The sequence below is a fragment of the Rhodanobacter sp. L36 genome, assembly GCF_009765755.1.
Taxonomy (GTDB): domain Bacteria; phylum Pseudomonadota; class Gammaproteobacteria; order Xanthomonadales; family Rhodanobacteraceae; genus Rhodanobacter.
In genome coordinates, this window is sequence record NZ_LMUV01000011.1 from 1,537,410 (window position 1) to 1,554,404 (window position 16,995).

18 protein-coding genes are annotated in these 16,995 nt (G+C 62.1%); 8 read left to right on the forward strand and 10 right to left on the reverse strand.

Annotation, left to right across the window (positions count from 1 at the left end):
• Positions 1 to 41 precede the first annotated feature (41 nt).
• The 4 genes from GSQ73_RS16710 to miaB form a co-directional block, all read right to left on the reverse strand.
• Positions 42 to 890 carry a transporter associated domain-containing protein gene (locus tag GSQ73_RS16710; protein WP_158885999.1) on the reverse strand — a complete coding sequence of 283 codons (849 nt, stop codon included), beginning with the start codon at positions 888 to 890 and terminating at the stop codon, positions 42 to 44.
• 162 nt (positions 891 to 1,052) lie between these two features.
• Entirely contained in the window at positions 1,053 to 1,517 is a 465-nt protein-coding gene (gene ybeY, locus GSQ73_RS16715; protein WP_158886001.1) for an rRNA maturation RNase YbeY, read from the reverse strand.
• Entirely contained in the window at positions 1,514 to 2,497 is a 984-nt protein-coding gene (locus GSQ73_RS16720; protein WP_158886003.1) for a PhoH family protein, read from the reverse strand. The genes ybeY and GSQ73_RS16720 overlap by 4 nt, the downstream gene beginning before the upstream one ends.
• Positions 2,498 to 2,631: 134 nt before the next feature.
• Positions 2,632 to 3,990: a tRNA (N6-isopentenyl adenosine(37)-C2)-methylthiotransferase MiaB gene (miaB, locus tag GSQ73_RS16725; protein WP_158886005.1), complete on the reverse strand. Its 1,359-nt coding sequence runs from the start codon at positions 3,988 to 3,990 to the stop codon at positions 2,632 to 2,634.
• Positions 3,991 to 4,208: 218 nt separating this feature from the next.
• Here miaB and GSQ73_RS16730 point away from each other — a divergent pair, with 218 nt between their 5' ends.
• Positions 4,209 to 5,369 carry a lytic transglycosylase domain-containing protein gene (locus tag GSQ73_RS16730; protein WP_158886007.1) on the forward strand — a complete coding sequence of 387 codons (1,161 nt, stop codon included), beginning with the start codon at positions 4,209 to 4,211 and terminating at the stop codon, positions 5,367 to 5,369.
• 12 nt (positions 5,370 to 5,381) lie between these two features.
• Here the strand turns inward: GSQ73_RS16730 and GSQ73_RS16735 are convergent, their stop codons facing one another.
• Positions 5,382 to 6,566 (reverse strand): trypsin-like peptidase domain-containing protein, encoded by a 1,185-nt coding sequence (locus GSQ73_RS16735; protein ID WP_158886009.1) that lies wholly within the window; start codon positions 6,564 to 6,566, stop codon positions 5,382 to 5,384.
• 170 nt (positions 6,567 to 6,736) lie between these two features.
• Here GSQ73_RS16735 and petA point away from each other — a divergent pair, with 170 nt between their 5' ends.
• The 5 genes from petA to GSQ73_RS16760 all read left to right on the forward strand — a co-directional run bounded on the left by petA (position 6,737) and on the right by GSQ73_RS16760 (position 10,543).
• Positions 6,737 to 7,333: a ubiquinol-cytochrome c reductase iron-sulfur subunit gene (gene petA / locus GSQ73_RS16740; protein WP_158886012.1), complete on the forward strand. Its 597-nt coding sequence runs from the start codon at positions 6,737 to 6,739 to the stop codon at positions 7,331 to 7,333.
• Entirely contained in the window at positions 7,333 to 8,634 is a 1,302-nt protein-coding gene (locus GSQ73_RS16745; RefSeq protein ID WP_158886014.1) for a cytochrome bc complex cytochrome b subunit, read from the forward strand. Before petA ends, GSQ73_RS16745 begins: the two co-directional genes overlap by 1 nt.
• Before the next feature lie 31 nt (positions 8,635 to 8,665).
• Positions 8,666 to 9,397 carry a cytochrome c1 gene (locus GSQ73_RS16750; protein ID WP_158886016.1) on the forward strand — a complete coding sequence of 244 codons (732 nt, stop codon included), beginning with the start codon at positions 8,666 to 8,668 and terminating at the stop codon, positions 9,395 to 9,397.
• 71 nt (positions 9,398 to 9,468) lie between these two features.
• Complete coding sequence (locus tag GSQ73_RS16755) at positions 9,469 to 10,107, forward strand: glutathione S-transferase N-terminal domain-containing protein (protein WP_158886018.1); 639 nt, start codon at positions 9,469 to 9,471, stop codon at positions 10,105 to 10,107.
• Positions 10,094 to 10,543, forward strand: a complete 450-nt coding sequence (locus GSQ73_RS16760; RefSeq protein ID WP_254063437.1) for a ClpXP protease specificity-enhancing factor — start codon at positions 10,094 to 10,096, stop codon at positions 10,541 to 10,543. The genes GSQ73_RS16755 and GSQ73_RS16760 overlap by 14 nt, the downstream gene beginning before the upstream one ends.
• Positions 10,544 to 10,567: 24 nt before the next feature.
• On the opposite strand, the gene GSQ73_RS16765 is transcribed toward GSQ73_RS16760, so the two are convergent.
• The 4 genes from GSQ73_RS16765 to GSQ73_RS16780 form a co-directional block, all read right to left on the reverse strand.
• Complete coding sequence (locus tag GSQ73_RS16765) at positions 10,568 to 10,978, reverse strand: DUF3301 domain-containing protein (RefSeq protein ID WP_158886020.1); 411 nt, start codon at positions 10,976 to 10,978, stop codon at positions 10,568 to 10,570.
• A gap of 49 nt (positions 10,979 to 11,027) precedes the next feature.
• Positions 11,028 to 11,885 carry a carboxylating nicotinate-nucleotide diphosphorylase gene (nadC, locus tag GSQ73_RS16770; RefSeq protein WP_158886022.1) on the reverse strand — a complete coding sequence of 286 codons (858 nt, stop codon included), beginning with the start codon at positions 11,883 to 11,885 and terminating at the stop codon, positions 11,028 to 11,030.
• On the reverse strand, positions 11,882 to 14,161 hold the full coding sequence (locus GSQ73_RS16775; RefSeq protein ID WP_158886024.1) for a DUF1631 domain-containing protein: 2,280 nt from the start codon (positions 14,159 to 14,161) through the stop codon (positions 11,882 to 11,884). The genes nadC and GSQ73_RS16775 overlap by 4 nt, the downstream gene beginning before the upstream one ends.
• A gap of 114 nt (positions 14,162 to 14,275) precedes the next feature.
• On the reverse strand, positions 14,276 to 14,548 hold the full coding sequence (locus GSQ73_RS16780; protein WP_158886026.1) for a hypothetical protein: 273 nt from the start codon (positions 14,546 to 14,548) through the stop codon (positions 14,276 to 14,278).
• 66 nt (positions 14,549 to 14,614) lie between these two features.
• Here GSQ73_RS16780 and purE point away from each other — a divergent pair, with 66 nt between their 5' ends.
• Positions 14,615 to 15,118 (forward strand): 5-(carboxyamino)imidazole ribonucleotide mutase, encoded by a 504-nt coding sequence (purE, locus tag GSQ73_RS16785; protein ID WP_158886028.1) that lies wholly within the window; start codon positions 14,615 to 14,617, stop codon positions 15,116 to 15,118.
• Positions 15,115 to 16,269, forward strand: a complete 1,155-nt coding sequence (locus tag GSQ73_RS16790) for a 5-(carboxyamino)imidazole ribonucleotide synthase (RefSeq protein ID WP_158886030.1) — start codon at positions 15,115 to 15,117, stop codon at positions 16,267 to 16,269. Before purE ends, GSQ73_RS16790 begins: the two co-directional genes overlap by 4 nt.
• A 65-nt stretch (positions 16,270 to 16,334) precedes the next feature.
• Here GSQ73_RS16790 and GSQ73_RS16795 read toward each other — a convergent pair whose 3' ends face one another.
• Entirely contained in the window at positions 16,335 to 16,913 is a 579-nt protein-coding gene (locus tag GSQ73_RS16795) for a Fe-Mn family superoxide dismutase (RefSeq protein ID WP_158886032.1), read from the reverse strand.
• Between the last annotated feature and the right edge of the window lie 82 nt (positions 16,914 to 16,995).

The window sequence follows — 16,995 nt, forward strand, 5'->3', positions numbered from 1 at the left end:
AGTGCGCGATGGAATCGTGGTGTCGCTTTTGAAATGGACGTCTATTTGTCGGACGGGCGCTTCACACGGAACTGCTGCACGCGGCGATCGTCCGCCTCGGTCACGTGGAAAAGATAGTCGCCGATGACGACTTCCTCGCCGACTTCCGGCAGATGGCCGAACTCGGATGTGACCATGCCGCCGACGGTGTCGTATTCCTCATCGGAATATTCGGTGCCGGCCTGCTCGTTGAAATCCTCGATCGGCGTGAGCGCGCTGACCAGCCAGTCGCCGCCGGGCTGTTCGTGCATCAGCTCGGGATCGTCGTCATCATCGTGCTCGTCGTCGATCTCGCCGACGATCTGTTCCAGCACGTCCTCGATGGTGATGAGGCCGGCGACGCCACCATACTCGTTCACCACCAGCGCCATGTGGTTGCGGGTCAGGCGGAACTCCGCCAGCAGCACGTTGAGGCGCATCGATTCGGGGATCAGCACCGCCGGACGCATGATGCCGCGGATGTCGAAATGCTCGGCGGCGCCGAAGAATTTGAGCAGGTCCTTGGCCAACAGAATGCCGAGGATTTCGTCCTTGTCTTCGCCATGCACGGGGAAACGCGAGTGGCCGGATTCCACCACCACGGCGAGCAGATCAGGCAGGCTCGATTCGGCGGAAAGCATGACGATCTGTGCGCGCGGCACCATCACATCGTCGACGCTCAGTTCGGTGACCTTGATCGCACCCTCGACCATGGTGAGGGTGTCGACGGACAGCAGTCCGTTGGTCTGGGCGGCGCGTAACTCTTCGATCAGTTCGTTGCGGTTGCGCGGTTCGCCGGAAAAAAGATGGCCCAGTCGGTCCCACCACGTACGGTGCGCCGGGCCGCTGGTACTGCCAGGGTCGTCGTTCATCACTATTGGGATTCTGCCCGATGCGGGCGGAAGCCGGATTCTAACGGAAAAATCGTGGCGGTTCAGAGTCTGCAGGAGCGCACGCTGTCCAATAGGACTTCCTTCGGTCGTGCGCGATGGATCTTCGTTATCGGCGGAAAGCATCGCGCACAGGGTGCGCTTCTACAGGTAGGGATCGGCGATGCCGAGGCCGGCCAGGATGCGGGTTTCGAGCGATTCCATGCGCTCGGCGTCCTGATCATCGATGTGGTCGTGACCGAGCAGGTGAAGCACGCCGTGGATGGTCAGGTGCGCCCAGTGATCGCGCGGCGGCTTGCCTTGTTCGGTGGCTTCACGCAGCACAACCGGTGCGCAGATCACGAGGTCACCGATCAGCGGCAGTTTCACGCCGGGCGGAAATTCGGCGGGAAAGGACAACACATTGGTGGCGTAATCCTTGCCGCGATAATCGCGGTTGAGCGCGTGTCCTTCATCGGTATCGACGATGCGGATCGACAACTCGGTGGCTTTTCGATGCCGTGCGCCATGCAAGCCGGCGTCGACCCAGCGCCGGAAGCTTGTTGACGAAGGCAGCCCTGCGCGCGGCAGCGCATAACCCACCGCGAGCTTGAGCGCCGCGCCGCTCATCGAATGTTTTCGTCCTTCTGCTCGAAGGATTCATAGGCGCGCACGATTTTTGCGACGAGTGGATGGCGCACTACGTCGCGCGAGGTGAAGAACGTGAAGCTGATGCCTTCGACACCGCGCAGCACTTCGATGGCCTGACGCAAACCCGAGCGCGTGCTGCGCGGCAGATCGACCTGGGTGACGTCGCCGGTGATCACGGCCACGGTGCCGAAGCCGATGCGCGTCAGGAACATTTTCATCTGCTCGACCGTCGTGTTCTGCGCCTCGTCGAGGATCACGTACGAATCGTTGAGCGTGCGACCGCGCATGTAGGCGAGTGGCGCGATCTCGATCACGTTGCGCTCGATCAACTTGGCGACTTTCTCGAAGCCGAGCATTTCGTACAGCGCGTCGTAGAGCGGACGCAGATACGGATCCACTTTTTGCGAAAGATCGCCCGGCAGGAAACCGAGTTTTTCGCCGGCTTCCACCGCCGGGCGCACCAGCAACAAGCGCTGTACGCGGTTGGCCTCCAGCGCTTCGACCGCGCTGGCCACCGCGAGATACGTCTTGCCGGTGCCGGCCGGGCCAACGCCGAAATTGATGTCGTGCGTGGCGATGGCGTGCAGGTAACGCGACTGGTTCGGGCCGCGGCCCTTGATGACGCCGCGCTTCACGCGGATCGTGACGTCCTGCGTGTTTTCTGCCGATGCATCGGCGATCGCATCGATACCGGATTCGGCCAGGTACAGATGCACCCGCGCGCCGGTCAGCGTTTCGCTGGTGGTTGCGTCGTACAGCGCGCGCAAAACTTTTTCGGTGGCCCTCACAGCTACTTCTTCACCGATCACCTGGAACACGCAGCCGCGATGGTTGACCTCCACGCCGAGGCGCAGCTCGATCTGCCGCAAGTGTTCATCGAATGGACCGCACAGATTGGCGAGGCGTTCGTTGTCTTCGGGATCGAGATGGAAGTCGCGTTGGGTAAGCGTGTCGGTCATGGATGGATGTCGATAGATGCTCGGGTGGACTGTTGCCGGTAGGAGCGCACCCTGTCCACAAGGGACTCCGTTCGGTTGTGCGCGACGCCGTGTGCCAATGAGTATCGCGCACAGGGTGCGCTTCCACGGTTCGGTCAGGCGGCGATGTCTTCGGCGATTTTCAGGCGCCCGCGCAGCGAGTTGGCCATCGCGTCGGTGATCACCACGTCGACGAACTGTCCGATGAGGCGTGGATGACCGGGGAAATTGACGAAGCGCATGTTCTCGGTGCGGCCAGTCAATTCGTTCGCATCGCGCGTGCTCGGTTTTTCGACAAGCACGCGTTGCACGCTGCCGATCATCGCCGTGCTGATCTTCTTCGCGTTGGCATTGATCGCAGCTTGCAGTCGCGTCAGGCGCTCGTGTTTCTCAGCGGCCGTGGTGTCGTCCGCAAGGTTGGCGGCCGGCGTACCCGGGCGCGAGGAGAACACGAAGGAAAAGCTCTGGTCGAAGCCGACATCTTCAATCAGCTTCATGGTCTTTTCGAAATCCTCGGCGGTTTCGCCGGGGAAGCCGACGATGAAATCCGACGACACGCAGATGTCCGGGCGCACGGCGCGCAGCTTGCGGATTTTCTGCTTGAACTCTAGCGACGTGTAGCCGCGCTTCATCGCGCTCAGGATGCGATCGGAGCCGGCTTGCACCGGCAAATGCAGATAGTTGGCGAGCTGCGGCACGCTGGCGTAGGCCTCGATCAGCGAGTCGGAAAACTCCAGCGGATGCGAGGTGGTGAAGCGGATGCGGCCGATGCCGTCGATCTGCGCGATGGCATGGATCAGCACGGCCAGGTCGGCGATGCCGCCGTCATGCATCGGGCCGCGAAAGGCGTTGACGTTCTGGCCAAGCAAATTCACTTCACGCACGCCCTGCGCGGCGAGCTGGGACACTTCCACCAGCACGTCATCGAAGGGACGGCTGATCTCTTCGCCGCGGGTATATGGCACCACGCAGTAGCTGCAGTATTTCGAGCAGCCTTCCATGATCGAGACGAACGCGCTGGGACCTTCGGCGCGTGGCTCGGGCAGGCGATCAAACTTCTCGATTTCGGGAAAGCTGATGTCGACTTGCGGCAAGCCGCTCGCACGCTGGGCGTCGATCAATTGCGGCAGGCGATGCAACGTTTGCGGGCCGAACACCAGGTCGACATAGGGCGCGCGCTTGACGATCGCATCGCCTTCCTGCGATGCCACGCAACCGCCGACGCCGATCAGCACCGGTTTGCCGCCCTTCTTGTGCTGCTTCCAGCGGCCGAGCTGGCTGAAGACTTTTTCCTGTGCCTTCTCGCGAATAGAGCAGGTGTTGATCAGGATGACATCGGCTTCAGCTTCGTCCTGGGTCAATTCCATGCCGTGCGAAGCCTTCAGCACGTCGGCCATCTTGGCCGAGTCGTACTCGTTCATCTGACAACCGTGGGTCTTGATGAATAGTTTCATGGAAGCTGGCGTACCGCTCATGGACATCGATGCCGAATTCGTTGGAGGCGCCTGCATGCATTCGCCGGACCGCGCAGTTTAACCGCGCTGGAGTCGCGTCGCCACTCAATCGCCATGGCAGATCAAGCACTTGCGCTCGGCGTTGAACCAATTGAACGGGTTTGCTTCCCATGCGTCGTGGCGCACGAAACGGCCATGGCGCGCTTGGCGGCGGCATCGCATGACGGCACACTGCGCCCATGCTCGATGTCGCCAGTCACGGGGGAAGCGTCAAAAGGCTCGATTGGGGCTTCCCGTTTCGTTCGATCCTTTACCGGGTCGCGCTGGCGTGCGCGTTGTTGTCGGGAATGGCGTGGTGTTCCGCGGCCACGGCCGGCGCGCTTTATCACTGCACCGGCGTGCAAGGCGAGATCGTCTACAGCAGCAGCACGGCGGGATATCACGACTGCAAGAAGATCAGCACGTTCGGCAGCGATGCGCCCCGTCGCCGGGTGAAGCCGCTGCTCAGCTCGCTCGTCAGGGTCGAAGGTTCGGTCGACACGACCGCGCGTGATATCGCCATGGACACTTCCATATCGACGTCACTGGCGCGCGTGCAGGGTTCGGCTGAAACCAGCGCGCGCGCGCTGGGCGATGTGCTCTTACAGCGCACATCGCTCGCATGGGTACGCGGTTCGGCCGATACAACCGCGAAGCTGCCATTGGCGGCGGTCGGCGCGGGCACGCCCGGGCACTGGAGTTATCACGAGTCGCACAGCGGTGCGATCGCGCCGGTTGCGATGAACAACGACCCGGCCAGCCGCGTGTTGCGCGGCGCCGTGTACCGCATCGTGCGAGCTGATGGCAGCGTCGAATACACCAACCTGCCCTCGGTGAGCCAGAAGGGTCATTCGGTGACCATGTTGTTCAGTTATATCGCCGAGTGCCTGGCCTGCAACCTGCATTCGCCGATCCACTGGGGCAGCGTGTCGTTGAACCTTACGGCGTATGCGGACGTGATCCGCGCGGCGAGCACGGAATACGGCGTGGACGAGGCGTTCCTGCGCGCGATCATCCACGCGGAAAGCGCGTTCAATCCACGCGCGATGTCGCTCAAGGGTGCTCAAGGGTTGATGCAGCTGATGCCATCCACGGCGAGCGACATGGGTGTGCTCGACGCGTTCAACACCGACCAGAACATTCGCGGCGGCGCGCGTTATCTCAGCCTGCTGCTGCATGACTTCAACGGCAACGAGCAACTCGCCGCCGCTGCGTACAACGCAGGTCCCGGCGCGGTGCAGCGTTACAGCGGCGTGCCGCCGTACGCGGAAACGCAGGTGTACGTGGTTCGCGTCGGTGCGTTGCGCAAGCGCTATGGCGCGGCGCTGCATCCGCCGCTGGCGGCGAGCGGTTCGAACTGACGAAACGCGTTTCTAGCCGTCGCTCGCGGCCGAGCTGGCACTCATCGTGGGCCGTTGTGCAAGCACGACGCTGACGTGAAACGGACTGCCGTTGCGAAGACCGGAAACCTCCACCGTGCTGCCGGGCTTGAGCGACGCTTCGCGACGACGCAGGTCCGCCGGATCGCGAATGTCGTCATCACCGATGCGCAGCAATACATCGTGCGGCAGGATGCCGACCTGCGCACCCGGGCCGCCGGGATAGACGTCCGTCACCTGCACGCCGCGCGCCGCCGCGGGCAGTCCACTGTTGGCCGGAACGGGAACGAAGGTGTAGTCGACACCGAGCCAGCCACGCACTACATGGCCGGTGGTGATGAGTTGATCGAGAACCTTTTGCGCCGTTGCCACCGGGATAGCGAAGCCGATGCCTTCAGCATTGGCGGCCTGGCCTTTGCCGATCAGCAAGGCGTTGATGCCGACCAGTTCGCCCTGCGTGTTGATCAGTGCGCCGCCGGAGTTGCCAAGGTTGATCGCAGCATCGGTCTGGATGAAATCTTCCGCGCTTGAGCTGTTCAACTGGCGGCCGATGGTGCTCACGATGCCCATGGTCACGGTCTGGTTGAGTCCGAAAGGATTGCCGATCGCCAGCACGACATCGCCGACGCGCAGCAGCGATTGATCGCCCAGATGAATCGCTGGAAGGTTGGTTGCGTCGATGCGCAGGACGGCTAGATCGGTTTCCTCGTCCGCGCCCACCAGCGTCGCCTTCGCGACGCGCCCGTCGTAGAGCAGGGTCTGGATGTCTTCGGCTTGGGCGATCACGTGGTAATTCGTCAGTACGTACCCTTGCCCTCGCGCGCTGACGATCACGCCGGAGCCGAGTGTCTGCTCGCGATGCTGATAGGTCGTGGGCTGGCCGCCGAAGAGTTGTTGCAATGTCGGATCGGTGTACATCTGGATCGCCGGCTCGTTGACGATCTTGTTGGCGTAGATGTTCACCACCGATGGCGCTGCCGCCGCCACCGCGTCGGCGTAAGAAACCGGGCCGGCTCCGACATGGGCGGTTAAGATCGCGGCAGGCGTCGAATGCAACCCGAAGCGCGCGCGCAGGCGTTCTCCACTTCCCGGCCAGAACAGGCTGACCACGAACGCGACCGCCAGCCCGAGAACGACGAAGCGGGCGATGAAGGCAAAAGTGCCGGCGGCATGTTTCATGTCGAAAAGGGAAATCCGGCTGTCGTGGCGAGTGGTGCGGGGCGATGGCGTTGCTCGCGCCCGGTGTTGCGGTTTTATTGTACGGGCCAGGGCCTGACGCTACACTAACGCGATTTTTGCGGGGCCCAAAACCCCACCATGCATTGCAAGTACAAGTACCGGAGAGCCTGATGGCGAACGAAGTCGTCGATCACGGCCGCCGCCGTTTCCTTACAGCAACCACCGCGGTGGTTGGTGGTCTGGGAATCGTGTCGGCAGCTGTGCCCTTCATCAAGTCGTGGGAACCCAGCGCGCGCGCCAAGGCCGCTGGTGCTCCGGTTACGCAGTCGCTGAAAAAGATCGAGGCCGGTCAGCAGCTGATCGTCGGCTGGCGCAGCCTGCCGGTGTTCATCGTCAACCGCACGCCGGCGCAGCTCGCGGTATTGCCAGCGCAGGACACGCGGCTGGTCGATCCGAAATCGACCGTTGACCAGCAGCCCAAGTACGCACAGAACGGCACCCGATCGATCAAGCCGGAATGGCTGGTGATGGTCGGCATCTGCACGCACCTGGGTTGCGTGCCGGGCTATGTCGGCGAAATGAAACCCGAACCGTTCGATCCGAACTGGCAGGGCGGCTACTACTGCCCGTGCCACCATTCGCGCTATGACATGGCGGGCCGCGTGTATCAGGGCGTGCCGGCACCGAAGAACATGCAGATTCCCCCGTACAACTTCATCGACGACACGACCATCCAGATTGGCGTGGATCCGAAGGGGGCTGCGTAATGGCCAACGTATTCACCAACATCGGCGACTGGGTCAACGAGCGTGCACCGGGCCTGATGCCCATGTACCGCACGCACATGACCGAGTATTACGCGCCGAAGAATTTCAACCTCTGGTATTACTTCGGTTCGCTGGCGTTGCTGGTGTTGGTTAACCAGATCGTCACCGGCATCTTCCTCACCATGAACTACAACCCGAGCGCGGCGGGAGCCTTCGACTCGGTGCAGTACATCATGCGTGACGTGGAGTGGGGCTGGCTGATCCGTTACATGCATTCCACCGGCGCCTCGCTGTTCTTCATCGTGGTGTTCCTGCACATGTTCCGCGGCATCATGTACGGCTCGTACAAGAAGCCACGGGAACTGGTGTGGCTGCTCGGCATGCTGATCTTCCTGGTGTTGATGGCGGAAGCGTTCATGGGCTACGTGCTGCCGTGGGGCAACATGTCGTTCTGGGGCGCGAAGGTGATCGTCTCCCTGTTCGGCACGATTCCGAAAATTGGCGGCGCACTGGTCGAGTGGATCATGGGCGACTTCCTGCCCGCCGACGCCACGCTCAACCGCTTCTTCGCGTTGCACGTGATCGCACTACCGCTGGTGTTGCTGTTATTGGTTGTGCTGCATATCGCCGCGCTGCATGAGGTGGGCTCGAACAACCCGGACGGCGTGGAAATCAAGAAAGGCCCCAAGGGCAATCGCTGGGATGCGCTGAAGCCGACCGACGGTATTCCGTTCCATCCGTATTACACGGTGAAGGATCTGGTCGGCGTGGGCTTTTTCCTCCTGATCGCCGCGTTCATCATCTTCTTTGCGCCGACGTTTGGCGGGTGGTTCCTAGAGCACGACAACTCGATCATGGCCAACAACCTGGTCACGCCGGCCGAGATCAAGCCTGTCTGGTACTTCACACCGTTCTACGCGATCGTGCGGATGATCCCGTCGTTCCTGGGTCAGGCATTCTGGGGCGTGCTGGCAATGTTTGGCGCGATCGCCGTGCTGTTCTTCATGCCCTGGATCGATCGCGGCAAGGTCAAGTCGATCCGCTATCGCGGCACCGGCTACAAAGTGAGCCTGGGGTTGTTCGTGGTGGCGTTCCTCGGTCTGGGTGCGGTCGGCGCCGGTGTTACCGCCGAGGTCATTCCCGAGTGGTTTGGCAACGTCGACCTGACGTTCTGGGAAAACCTGTTCGGTCGTGTGATGACCATCATTTATTTCGGCTTCTTCGTGTTTCTGTGGGCCTACACGTACTTCGGCTGGGAGAAGACCAAGCCGGTTCCGGATCGGGTGACGGTGCATGACTAAGCGGCAGAACTTGATGAAACGGGGATCCCTGATGAAGCAATTCCTGCCATCGCTGGCGCTCGCGCTCGGCCTGTTGGCGAGCACGATTCCTGCGCATGCGGAAGAGGGGCACGGCTTGATGGCGTCCGGCTCCAGCGTGCGCGATCAGGCGGCGTTGCAGCGTGGCGCCAAGTTGTTCTTCAACTATTGCGTCGGCTGTCATTCGCTGAAGTACCTGCGCTATTCGCGCATTGGGGACGACCTCGGCCTGTCCCAGCAGGAGGTCATGCAGAACTTTGACCTCACCGGCGCGAGGTTCGACGATCCGGTGATTTCGCCGATGCCGTCCGAATCCGCCGCCACCTGGTTCGGCAAGGCACCGCCGGATCTCTCGCTCGAAGTCAGCGCCAAGGGTGCGGATTGGGTTTACACGTATCTCAATTCGTTCTACCTCGACCCGCACAGCCCGATCGGCTGGAACAACACGGCACTGCCGAATGCCGCCATGCCGTTCCCGTTGTGGGAATTGCAGGGCACGCAGACCGCGGTGATGAAGTCGGGCAGCAGCGATGAAGTGGAAAAGCTGCAGCTGGCGCATCAGGGCAAGCTGACGCCGGAGCAGTTCCAGCAGGCGACGCGCGACCTGACGAGTTTCCTCCAATACGCCTCCGAGCCGGCGGCCCTGCAGCGTGAGCACTATGGCATCTGGGTGGTGCTGTTCCTGGCCCTGTTTACCTTGCTGGCCTATGTGCTCAAAAAGGAATATTGGAAAGACGTCCACTGATACGGATGGCATTATCCGGATGCGGCGGCCAAGAGCCGCCGCATCCGTCTCACCGATGGGGGTAACCGCGCATGGTTCAAAGCGCTCGCTCGCGTGCCGTACTGACGCTCTACACCACAGCCGATGACATCCAGTGTCATCGCGCTCGACTGGTAATGGCCGCCAAAGGCGTCAGCTATGAACGGGTACTGGTCGATCCGGCCAAGCCGCCGGAAGACCTGGTCGATCTCAATCCTTATGTCAGCACTCCGACGCTGGTTGACCGGGACCTCACCCTGTTCGATACGTCGGTGGTCTGCGAATACCTCGACGAGCGCTATCCGCATCCGCCGCTGATGCCGATCGATCCGCAATCGCGTGCACGCTTGCGCGTGGCCGCCGTGCGCATCGAGAAAGACTGGCTGCCGCAGGTCGATATCATCCGCGCGGGAGGCCGTACGGCCGACGCTGCGCGCAAGCGCCTGCGCGAGCATCTGCTCACCACGCTGCCGCTGTTCAAGGCTTCGAAGTTCTTCCTGAATCCGGAAATGAGCTTGGCCGATTGCCTCGTGGCGCCTGTGATCTGGCGGTTGCCGTGGCTCGGTGTCGATCTGGGTCGCGAAGGCAAGCCGATCGTCGATTACGGCGAGCGTTTGTTTCACAGTCAGGGTTTTGCGCGCAGCATGACCGATCAAGAAAAGGCCATGCGACAAACCCATGAGTACGAATGAAAGCACGTCGATGAGTTCCAACCGCCCGTACCTTCTGCGGGCGATCTACGACTGGATCAGCGACAACAACCTGACGCCTTATGTGCTGGTCGATGCCGGCTTTGAAGGTGTGCGCGTGCCGCCGCAGGTGATCAAGAACGGTCAGGTCGTGCTCAACCTGGCCATGCGTGCAGTGGCCAACCTCGACCTCGGCAACGAGTGGATCAGTTTCCAGGCGCGGTTCTCCGGCGTCAGCCAGGCGATCCATATTCCGGTGCAGTCGGTACTCGCGCTGTACGCGCAGGAGAACGGTCAGGGAATGATGTTTCCGGCCGATGAAAGTGGCGACACACCGCCGTCGCCTGCGAGCGAACCGGGCGACGAACCGCCGCCGCGCAACGATGGTGGTGGCGACAAGCCAAAACGCGGTGCGCCGTTCCTGCGCGTGGTCAAGTAACGCGCCGTCCACGCACAACCGGAATCAGTGCGGTCGGTTATTGGTCTGACGCTGCCGATCGATCGGGACGACGTTGCTTGTGCTGGCCGTCGCCAGCAACGAGGCAACAGCCTCTTGCGGTGAAACCAGTTTCACGGTCGGCAGGCTCAGACCGGTCATGGCGTTTCCGATCATCCACAGGCGACCCGGTTCGCGGTCGTCGCCATCGATGCTCACGTCGAAACCATAGCAACGTTCGATCGCCTGCCATCCATTGACGCGGCGAAGACGCAGCGCGCGAAGGCCAACGGTTTCATCGAGCAACTGCAGTCCGTGCCGCTCGCATTGCCGCCGCGCTTCGCGCACGGCGCGGTCGCGTCCGGCGCTGAATTTCAGCCAGAGGCCAACGACCGCGCCGAGCAGCAGCAACAGGAACAGCGTATGGAGATCGCTCATGCATGCAGTGTGTGGGCGCCAACCCCGCCGCGCAAGCGGCTCGGGGCGTCTAGTGCAACTGCAGCCGCAGTGACAGATCGACGGCTCGCACGTGCTTGGTCAGCGCGCCGACGGAAATGAAATCGACGCCGGTGCGGGCGTATTCGGCAATCGTTTCCAGGTCCACATTGCCGGAAACTTCCAGCGGCACGCGCCCTGCCGTTTTCTGCACCGCTTCGCGCATCAGCGGGACGCTGAAGTTGTCCAGCATGATCCGGTCGACTTCTGCATCCAGCGCCCGTGAGAGCTCGTCGAGGTTTTCGACTTCGACTTCGAGCAGCAAATCGGGGTGAAGCCGGCGCGCGGCCTCCACTGCAGCAGCGATGCTGCCGGCAGCGATGATGTGGTTTTCCTTGACCAGGATGGCATCGTACAAACCGATGCGGTGGTTGAATCCACCGCCGCATCGCACCGCATATTTCTGCGCGAGCCGAAGTCCCGGAATGGTCTTGCGCGTATCCAGTACGCGCGTTTTCGTGCCAGCGACTGCAGCGACGTAACGCGCGGTGATGGTTGCAGTGCCCGAAAGCAGTTGAAGGAAATTGAGCGCCGAGCGTTCGGCACTCACCAACGCCCGCGCCGGTCCCGACAGCTTGCAGATAACGCTGCCAGCCGGAACTTTCTCACCATCGAGGGCAAGCCATTCGATGCGAACGGCGGAATCCATACTGCGAAAACACGCGTCGAACCACGCGGTACCCGCGATCACGGCGTCTTCCCTGCAGGTCAGTTCCGCCCGGGCGGCGGCGTTGGCGGGCAACAATTCGGCAGTGACATCGCCTGGACCCAGATCTTCGGCGAAGGCGCGATCGACATCGGCTCGAATCTGGTCGGCATTCGGCAATGCCGACGACAAATCGACACTCATTCGGTATCCGATGCGCTGGGCTGTTGAAGCTTGCCAACGATGGCCGTCATCGCGCGATCGAAAAGCGCATTGGCCGCAAGAATGCGCGCATGCCCATCGGCGAGCAGCACGGCGAGTTCATGCGGCGCGTAATCCGCCACTTTCAGTCCGCGCCGATTGACGAAGAGATAGCGTCCGCTCATCGGGCTGATCCACGAAAGTTTTGCGCGCGTCGGTGCTTCATCCGCCAACGCAAATTCCAGCCAGGTGCCGGGCTGCAGTGCCTGCACCATCTGCCATTCGGGGCTGTCCGGCGGCACGGTAACGGTGTCGTCGATGACATCGTCTTCTTCCAGCGCATCGCGTTCGGCAATTGGCTGCATGCTGCTGGGAATGACTTGTTCGGCGATCTCTTCGCTGACCGCAACAGGCTCGCCGAGCTGCTGGCGATAGTAGGTGTGCAACTGCGCGAGCAGGCGCTCGATGTCCTGATCCTGAAACGCGACGTTGGCCAGGCCCAAGCGCAGGGCGCGTTCGATGCCGGGCAACGTCTGCCGCAACATCTGGCGACCTTGCGGGTCGTTCGACGTGCGCGTGCTGGCGATGAAATCGTCCACGAAATGCAGCGCACTCCTGAACTCCGGCGATGACTCGCCTTGGCGCAGTATCGTCAGCACCAGATGATTAGCCCAGGCGCGCGACAGCACGCCATGGACGAGCGGCGGCAGCTTCTGCTCGCCGATGCGATCGAGAATTTCGCGGGCGGCGCGACGACGGGCCTGTTCCAGTTTCTCGCGTCCCTGGGTGGACTCGGCCACACGTTGTTCGGCCAGTTCGGAACGACGCTTGTTGATGTCCTGGAATTGTTGCAGGTCGATCAGCAACCGATCGAAGATGCCCATGTCGTCGTCGAAATCGTGCAGCAGCTGCTCGACGATCGACTTCACTTTCTCGTGCAACCGGTGATCGCGATCCGACTCTTCGGACCAGCCCTTGGCTTGTTCGGCCAGCCCGTCCAGCAGTCGACGCGCAGGATGCTGGCGATGCGCGAACATCTTGCGGTCGAGGATCGCCGCCTTGAGATACGGAATCTGCAGACGCGCCAGCAGCACCTGCATCTGGGTCGGCAGGTTACGGTCTTCGAGGATGAACTCGAACAGCATCCCGACCAGATCGATGGTGTCTTCGTCGATCGTGGCAACATGCGCCGGGCGCTCGCCGCGCAGTGCGCCGATCTGGCTCAGCAACTGGCTCTTGAGCTGCATGACTTCACGGCCAAGATCGGCCGCATCGCCGGGACGCGCTTGCGGCAGCGGCCCGGCGCTGGCGATCTGACTCTGCAGCACGCTGAGTGCGCCAAGCAGTTCATTGGCCGACGGCAACGGCCCGCTCGGCACGGAAACCATGCCGCCATCGCTTCCCATCGACATGCCGGCGGCAGGTCCGCGACGCGCGCTGAACAATGCGTGCAGCGTCTGCAGGAGATCGCTTGGAATCTCGCCGGCTTCGTCGGTGCCCGCCACGACGCCCGCAGCCTGTTCGACGCTGGCTTGAGCGGGTGTTGCTCGCGTACCGGTGCCAGCATTCGCGTTGTGTGGAATTTCCAGTCGCAGTTGCGGGAGCACGCCGGCGCGAACGAGCTCGACATTGATTTCCTGATAGAGCTCTTCGAGAGACGAGAGCACGTAGCGATCGAACAGCTTGTAGATGATCAGCTTCACGCGCATGTCCGCGCTGAGTTCATGCAGCGCGCGCCGGAATGCCTGTGCAAGGATCGCAGGCGCCACCGGATTGCTGGCATCGTCGATCTTGTGGCCACCGCAGATCACCGACAAACGCTGGTTGACCGTGAACAGGTCGCGGGCCAGCCGTGATTCGTTCTTGCTGATCATGCTGGTGATGGCCAGCGATTCTTCCAGTTCGTTGTCGGCCACCAGCGACAGCTCTACGGAACCCGGTTGCGCCGATGCGTTAGTCAACGAGGGCTGCTGCGGATGCACCAGTTCGCCGAGGTCGCGGTTGATCGCCGCAAGAAAGTTGCGCTCCACCGTGGGCCGGCGCTTGCGCACATCGCGCATGCCGTCGAAGTAGTGCATCTGTGCCGCGTTGTTCTCGGCTTTTTCGGCAAGATCGAAGAGCGCGTCATCGACGTGTTCAAACGCATTGCCGACCCATTGCTGCAGTCGCCGGCCGGCAATGTTGCGAACGGCATTCAGCAATTCGCCGACGCGCTGGCTCGAGGCGTCCAGGCGAGGACTGAGGTTCACCACCTTTGATGGATCGCTGGCTTCGTTCATTGCCACACCCCTGTGGAGCATTGCGTACGCGGCGAACGCACGCCTCGCGGAGTGTGACGATAAGCCAAATGATGTGTCCGTGTCATGCACGGAGGGTCACCAAAGTGCCGTAACTCAGGCTGCGGCGGGGAAATCCGTCAGCTGTAGGGTGCCGATCCCTTCCTCGGGAAGCATGACCGGAATGCCGTCGTCGATCCGATAGACAACCTTCCGGTCGACCGTGATCAGGCCTTCGGCCAGCCGTTCGCGAACCGTCACGCCGGCGACCGATTCGACGGTTCCGGCGGCGATCGCGCTGTTCAATGCATCCAGTTCCGGCTTGCCCAACAGGCGCACCGGCGTCTTGCTCACGGGGTCGCAAAGGATGTCGAGAAGACGCTTGTCCATGAGGCCCGCTGAAGGTGTCGAGGTGGAGGAAAGCCCGTACAATAGCCGTTTTTGGACGGCTGGACCATGACAGCAGCAACCAATCCGCCGCGCGTCGGCGTGGTGATGGGCTCACGTTCGGACTGGGAAACCATGCAGCACGCGGTCAGCGTGCTGGCCGAATTGGGCGTGCCGCATGAAGTCCAGGTGGTGTCCGCTCACCGCACGCCGGATCTGCTGTTTGCCTATGCCGAGCATGCGGTAGCGCGCGGTATCCAGGTGATCATCGCCGGTGCTGGCGGCGCCGCCCATTTGCCCGGCATGCTTGCAGCCAAGACGCGCTTGCCAATCTTCGGCGTGCCGGTGCAGTCCAAGGCGCTCAACGGGATGGATTCGCTGTTGTCGATCGCGCAGATGCCTGCGGGTATTCCCGTCGGCACGCTGGCCATCGGTCGCGCAGGCGCAGTCAATGCCGGCCTGCTCGCCGCCGCCGTGCTGGCGTTGCACGATCCGGAACTGGCAACCGCGCTCGACACTTGGCGCAGCCGACAGACCCAGGCCGTGCTGGAGCAACCGGATCCACGTCAATGAGTGAGCGTCGACAGGCCGTCCTCGGCATCCTCGGCGGTGGGCAATTGGCGCGCATGCTGGCGATCGCTGCCGCGCCGCTCGGCGTGAAGGCGCTTGTTGTGGATAGCGCCACGGATGCATGTGCGGGACAGGTCGCACCGCTGGTGGTCGCAGACTGGACCGACTACGCCGCGCTTGAGGCTTTCGCCGCGCAGGTCGATGTCGTCACTTTCGATTTCGAGAACGTGCCGGCCGAAACCGCACACTGGCTAGCCGAACACGTTGCCGTTTTTCCCGCACCGCATGCACTGGCCATCGCACAGGATCGGCTGGCCGAAAAAAATCTGTTTCGTGAGTGCGGCCTGCAGACGCCGGACTTCATGACGGTGGCTACGCGCGGAGATCTGGACCGTGCACTCGCCACCGTTGGCGCGCCGGCCATCCTCAAGACGCGTCGGCTTGGCTATGACGGCAAGGGCCAGTTTCGTCTCAAGAGCGCGGCTGAGGCCGACGCGGCATGGGAAGCGTTGGGTGCTCAGGCGTCGAAACACGGTTTGATTCTGGAAGCGTTTGTGCCTTTCGAGTGCGAGCTGTCGGTGATCGCGGTGCGCAGCCGCGATGGCGATTTCCGCACTTGGCCGTTGACGCGCAACTGGCACACCGACGGCGTATTGTCGATGAGCCTGGCGCCAGCGCCGGATATCGACGAGTTGCAGCAACGCGCCACCACGCTGGCGCGTACGCTGGCGGAACGCCTGGGTTATGTCGGCGTCTTCGCGCTCGAACTTTTCGTCAAGGACGGCGAATTGCTTGGCAACGAGATGGCGCCGCGCGTGCACAACTCCGGCCACTGGACGATCGAAGGCGCGCATACGAGCCAGTTCGAAAATCATGTACGTGCCGTGCTTGGTTTGCCACTCGGCGACACCGCGGCACGTGGCATGTCGACGATGTTCAACTGGATCGGCGATCTGCCCGATGCCGCTCCCGTGCTGTGCGCTGTCGATGCGCACTGGCACGACTACGGCAAGCAGGAACGTGCTGGTCGCAAGGTCGGTCATGCCACGCTTTGTGCGCCGGATGCGCAGCAGTTGAGTGCGCGCCTTACCGAACTTGCGACTGCGTTGGGACGCGAGACACAGGCGGAGCCGGTTGTGCTGGCGATAAGCTGAAGTTATTCGCAGTCACAAAAAAACGGAGCCGAGCGGCTCCGTTTTTTTATCGAAAAAATAAAACGTCAAGCCAGGTTGCTGGTCGCAAATTCCCAGTTCACCAGATTCCAGAAAGCTTCCACGTACTTCGGTCGCGCATTGCGATAGTCGATGTAGTACGCGTGCTCCCACACGTCGGCGGTGAACAGCGGCTTGTCGCTGCCGGTAATCGGCGTGGCGGCATTCGACGTGTTGACGATGGCGAGTGAACCGTCCGGACGCTGCACCAGCCAGGTCCAGCCCGAACCGAAATTGCCGGCGGCGGATTTGCTGAACTCGTCCTTGAACTTGTCGAACGAACCGAAAGCCTTGGTGATCGCATCGGCCAGTTTTCCACTGGGCTCGCCGCCACCCTTGGGGCTCATCGAGTGCCAGTAGAAAGTGTGGTTCCAGATCTGTGCGGCGTTGTTGAACACACCGCCGGACGCCTTCTTGATGATGTCTTCCAGCTTGGCGTCGGCAAACTCGGTGCCCTCGATCAGCTTGTTGAGGTTGGTCACGTACGCCTGGTGATGCTTGCTGTAGTGGTACTCAAGCGTTTCGGCAGAGATATGCGGCTCAAGCGCATTTTTTTCGTACGGAAGCGGGGGAAGTTCGATCGCCATGAGTTGGCTCCTTAGCGGTGGCTGGGGGAGACGGCCGGCGCAGCGGACGGCAGCCGACGGGTGACTGATACAATATCGGTCT

What these genes read in the sequence shown, in the direction of transcription:
- GSQ73_RS16710 (WP_158885999.1), bottom strand. Translation starts at nt 890, where the DNA reads ATGAACGACGACCCTGGCAGTACCAGCGGCCCGGCGCACCGTACGTGG.
- miaB (WP_158886005.1), bottom strand. Translation starts at nt 3,990, where the DNA reads ATGAGCGGTACGCCAGCTTCCATGAAACTATTCATCAAGACCCACGGT.
- ybeY (WP_158886001.1), bottom strand. Translation starts at nt 1,517, where the DNA reads ATGAGCGGCGCGGCGCTCAAGCTCGCGGTGGGTTATGCGCTGCCGCGC.
- petA (WP_158886012.1), top strand. Translation starts at nt 6,737, where the DNA reads ATGGCGAACGAAGTCGTCGATCACGGCCGCCGCCGTTTCCTTACAGCA.
- GSQ73_RS16755 (WP_158886018.1), top strand. Translation starts at nt 9,469, where the DNA reads ATGGTTCAAAGCGCTCGCTCGCGTGCCGTACTGACGCTCTACACCACA.
- GSQ73_RS16750 (WP_158886016.1), top strand. Translation starts at nt 8,666, where the DNA reads ATGAAGCAATTCCTGCCATCGCTGGCGCTCGCGCTCGGCCTGTTGGCG.
- GSQ73_RS16795 (WP_158886032.1), bottom strand. Translation starts at nt 16,913, where the DNA reads ATGGCGATCGAACTTCCCCCGCTTCCGTACGAAAAAAATGCGCTTGAG.
- GSQ73_RS16775 (WP_158886024.1), bottom strand. Translation starts at nt 14,161, where the DNA reads ATGAACGAAGCCAGCGATCCATCAAAGGTGGTGAACCTCAGTCCTCGC.
- GSQ73_RS16745 (WP_158886014.1), top strand. Translation starts at nt 7,333, where the DNA reads ATGGCCAACGTATTCACCAACATCGGCGACTGGGTCAACGAGCGTGCA.
- GSQ73_RS16720 (WP_158886003.1), bottom strand. Translation starts at nt 2,497, where the DNA reads ATGACCGACACGCTTACCCAACGCGACTTCCATCTCGATCCCGAAGAC.
- GSQ73_RS16735 (WP_158886009.1), bottom strand. Translation starts at nt 6,566, where the DNA reads ATGAAACATGCCGCCGGCACTTTTGCCTTCATCGCCCGCTTCGTCGTT.
- GSQ73_RS16790 (WP_158886030.1), top strand. Translation starts at nt 15,115, where the DNA reads ATGAGTGAGCGTCGACAGGCCGTCCTCGGCATCCTCGGCGGTGGGCAA.
- purE (WP_158886028.1), top strand. Translation starts at nt 14,615, where the DNA reads ATGACAGCAGCAACCAATCCGCCGCGCGTCGGCGTGGTGATGGGCTCA.
- nadC (WP_158886022.1), bottom strand. Translation starts at nt 11,885, where the DNA reads ATGAGTGTCGATTTGTCGTCGGCATTGCCGAATGCCGACCAGATTCGA.
- GSQ73_RS16765 (WP_158886020.1), bottom strand. Translation starts at nt 10,978, where the DNA reads ATGAGCGATCTCCATACGCTGTTCCTGTTGCTGCTGCTCGGCGCGGTC.
- GSQ73_RS16760 (WP_254063437.1), top strand. Translation starts at nt 10,094, where the DNA reads ATGAGTACGAATGAAAGCACGTCGATGAGTTCCAACCGCCCGTACCTT.
- GSQ73_RS16780 (WP_158886026.1), bottom strand. Translation starts at nt 14,548, where the DNA reads ATGGACAAGCGTCTTCTCGACATCCTTTGCGACCCCGTGAGCAAGACG.
- GSQ73_RS16730 (WP_158886007.1), top strand. Translation starts at nt 4,209, where the DNA reads ATGCTCGATGTCGCCAGTCACGGGGGAAGCGTCAAAAGGCTCGATTGG.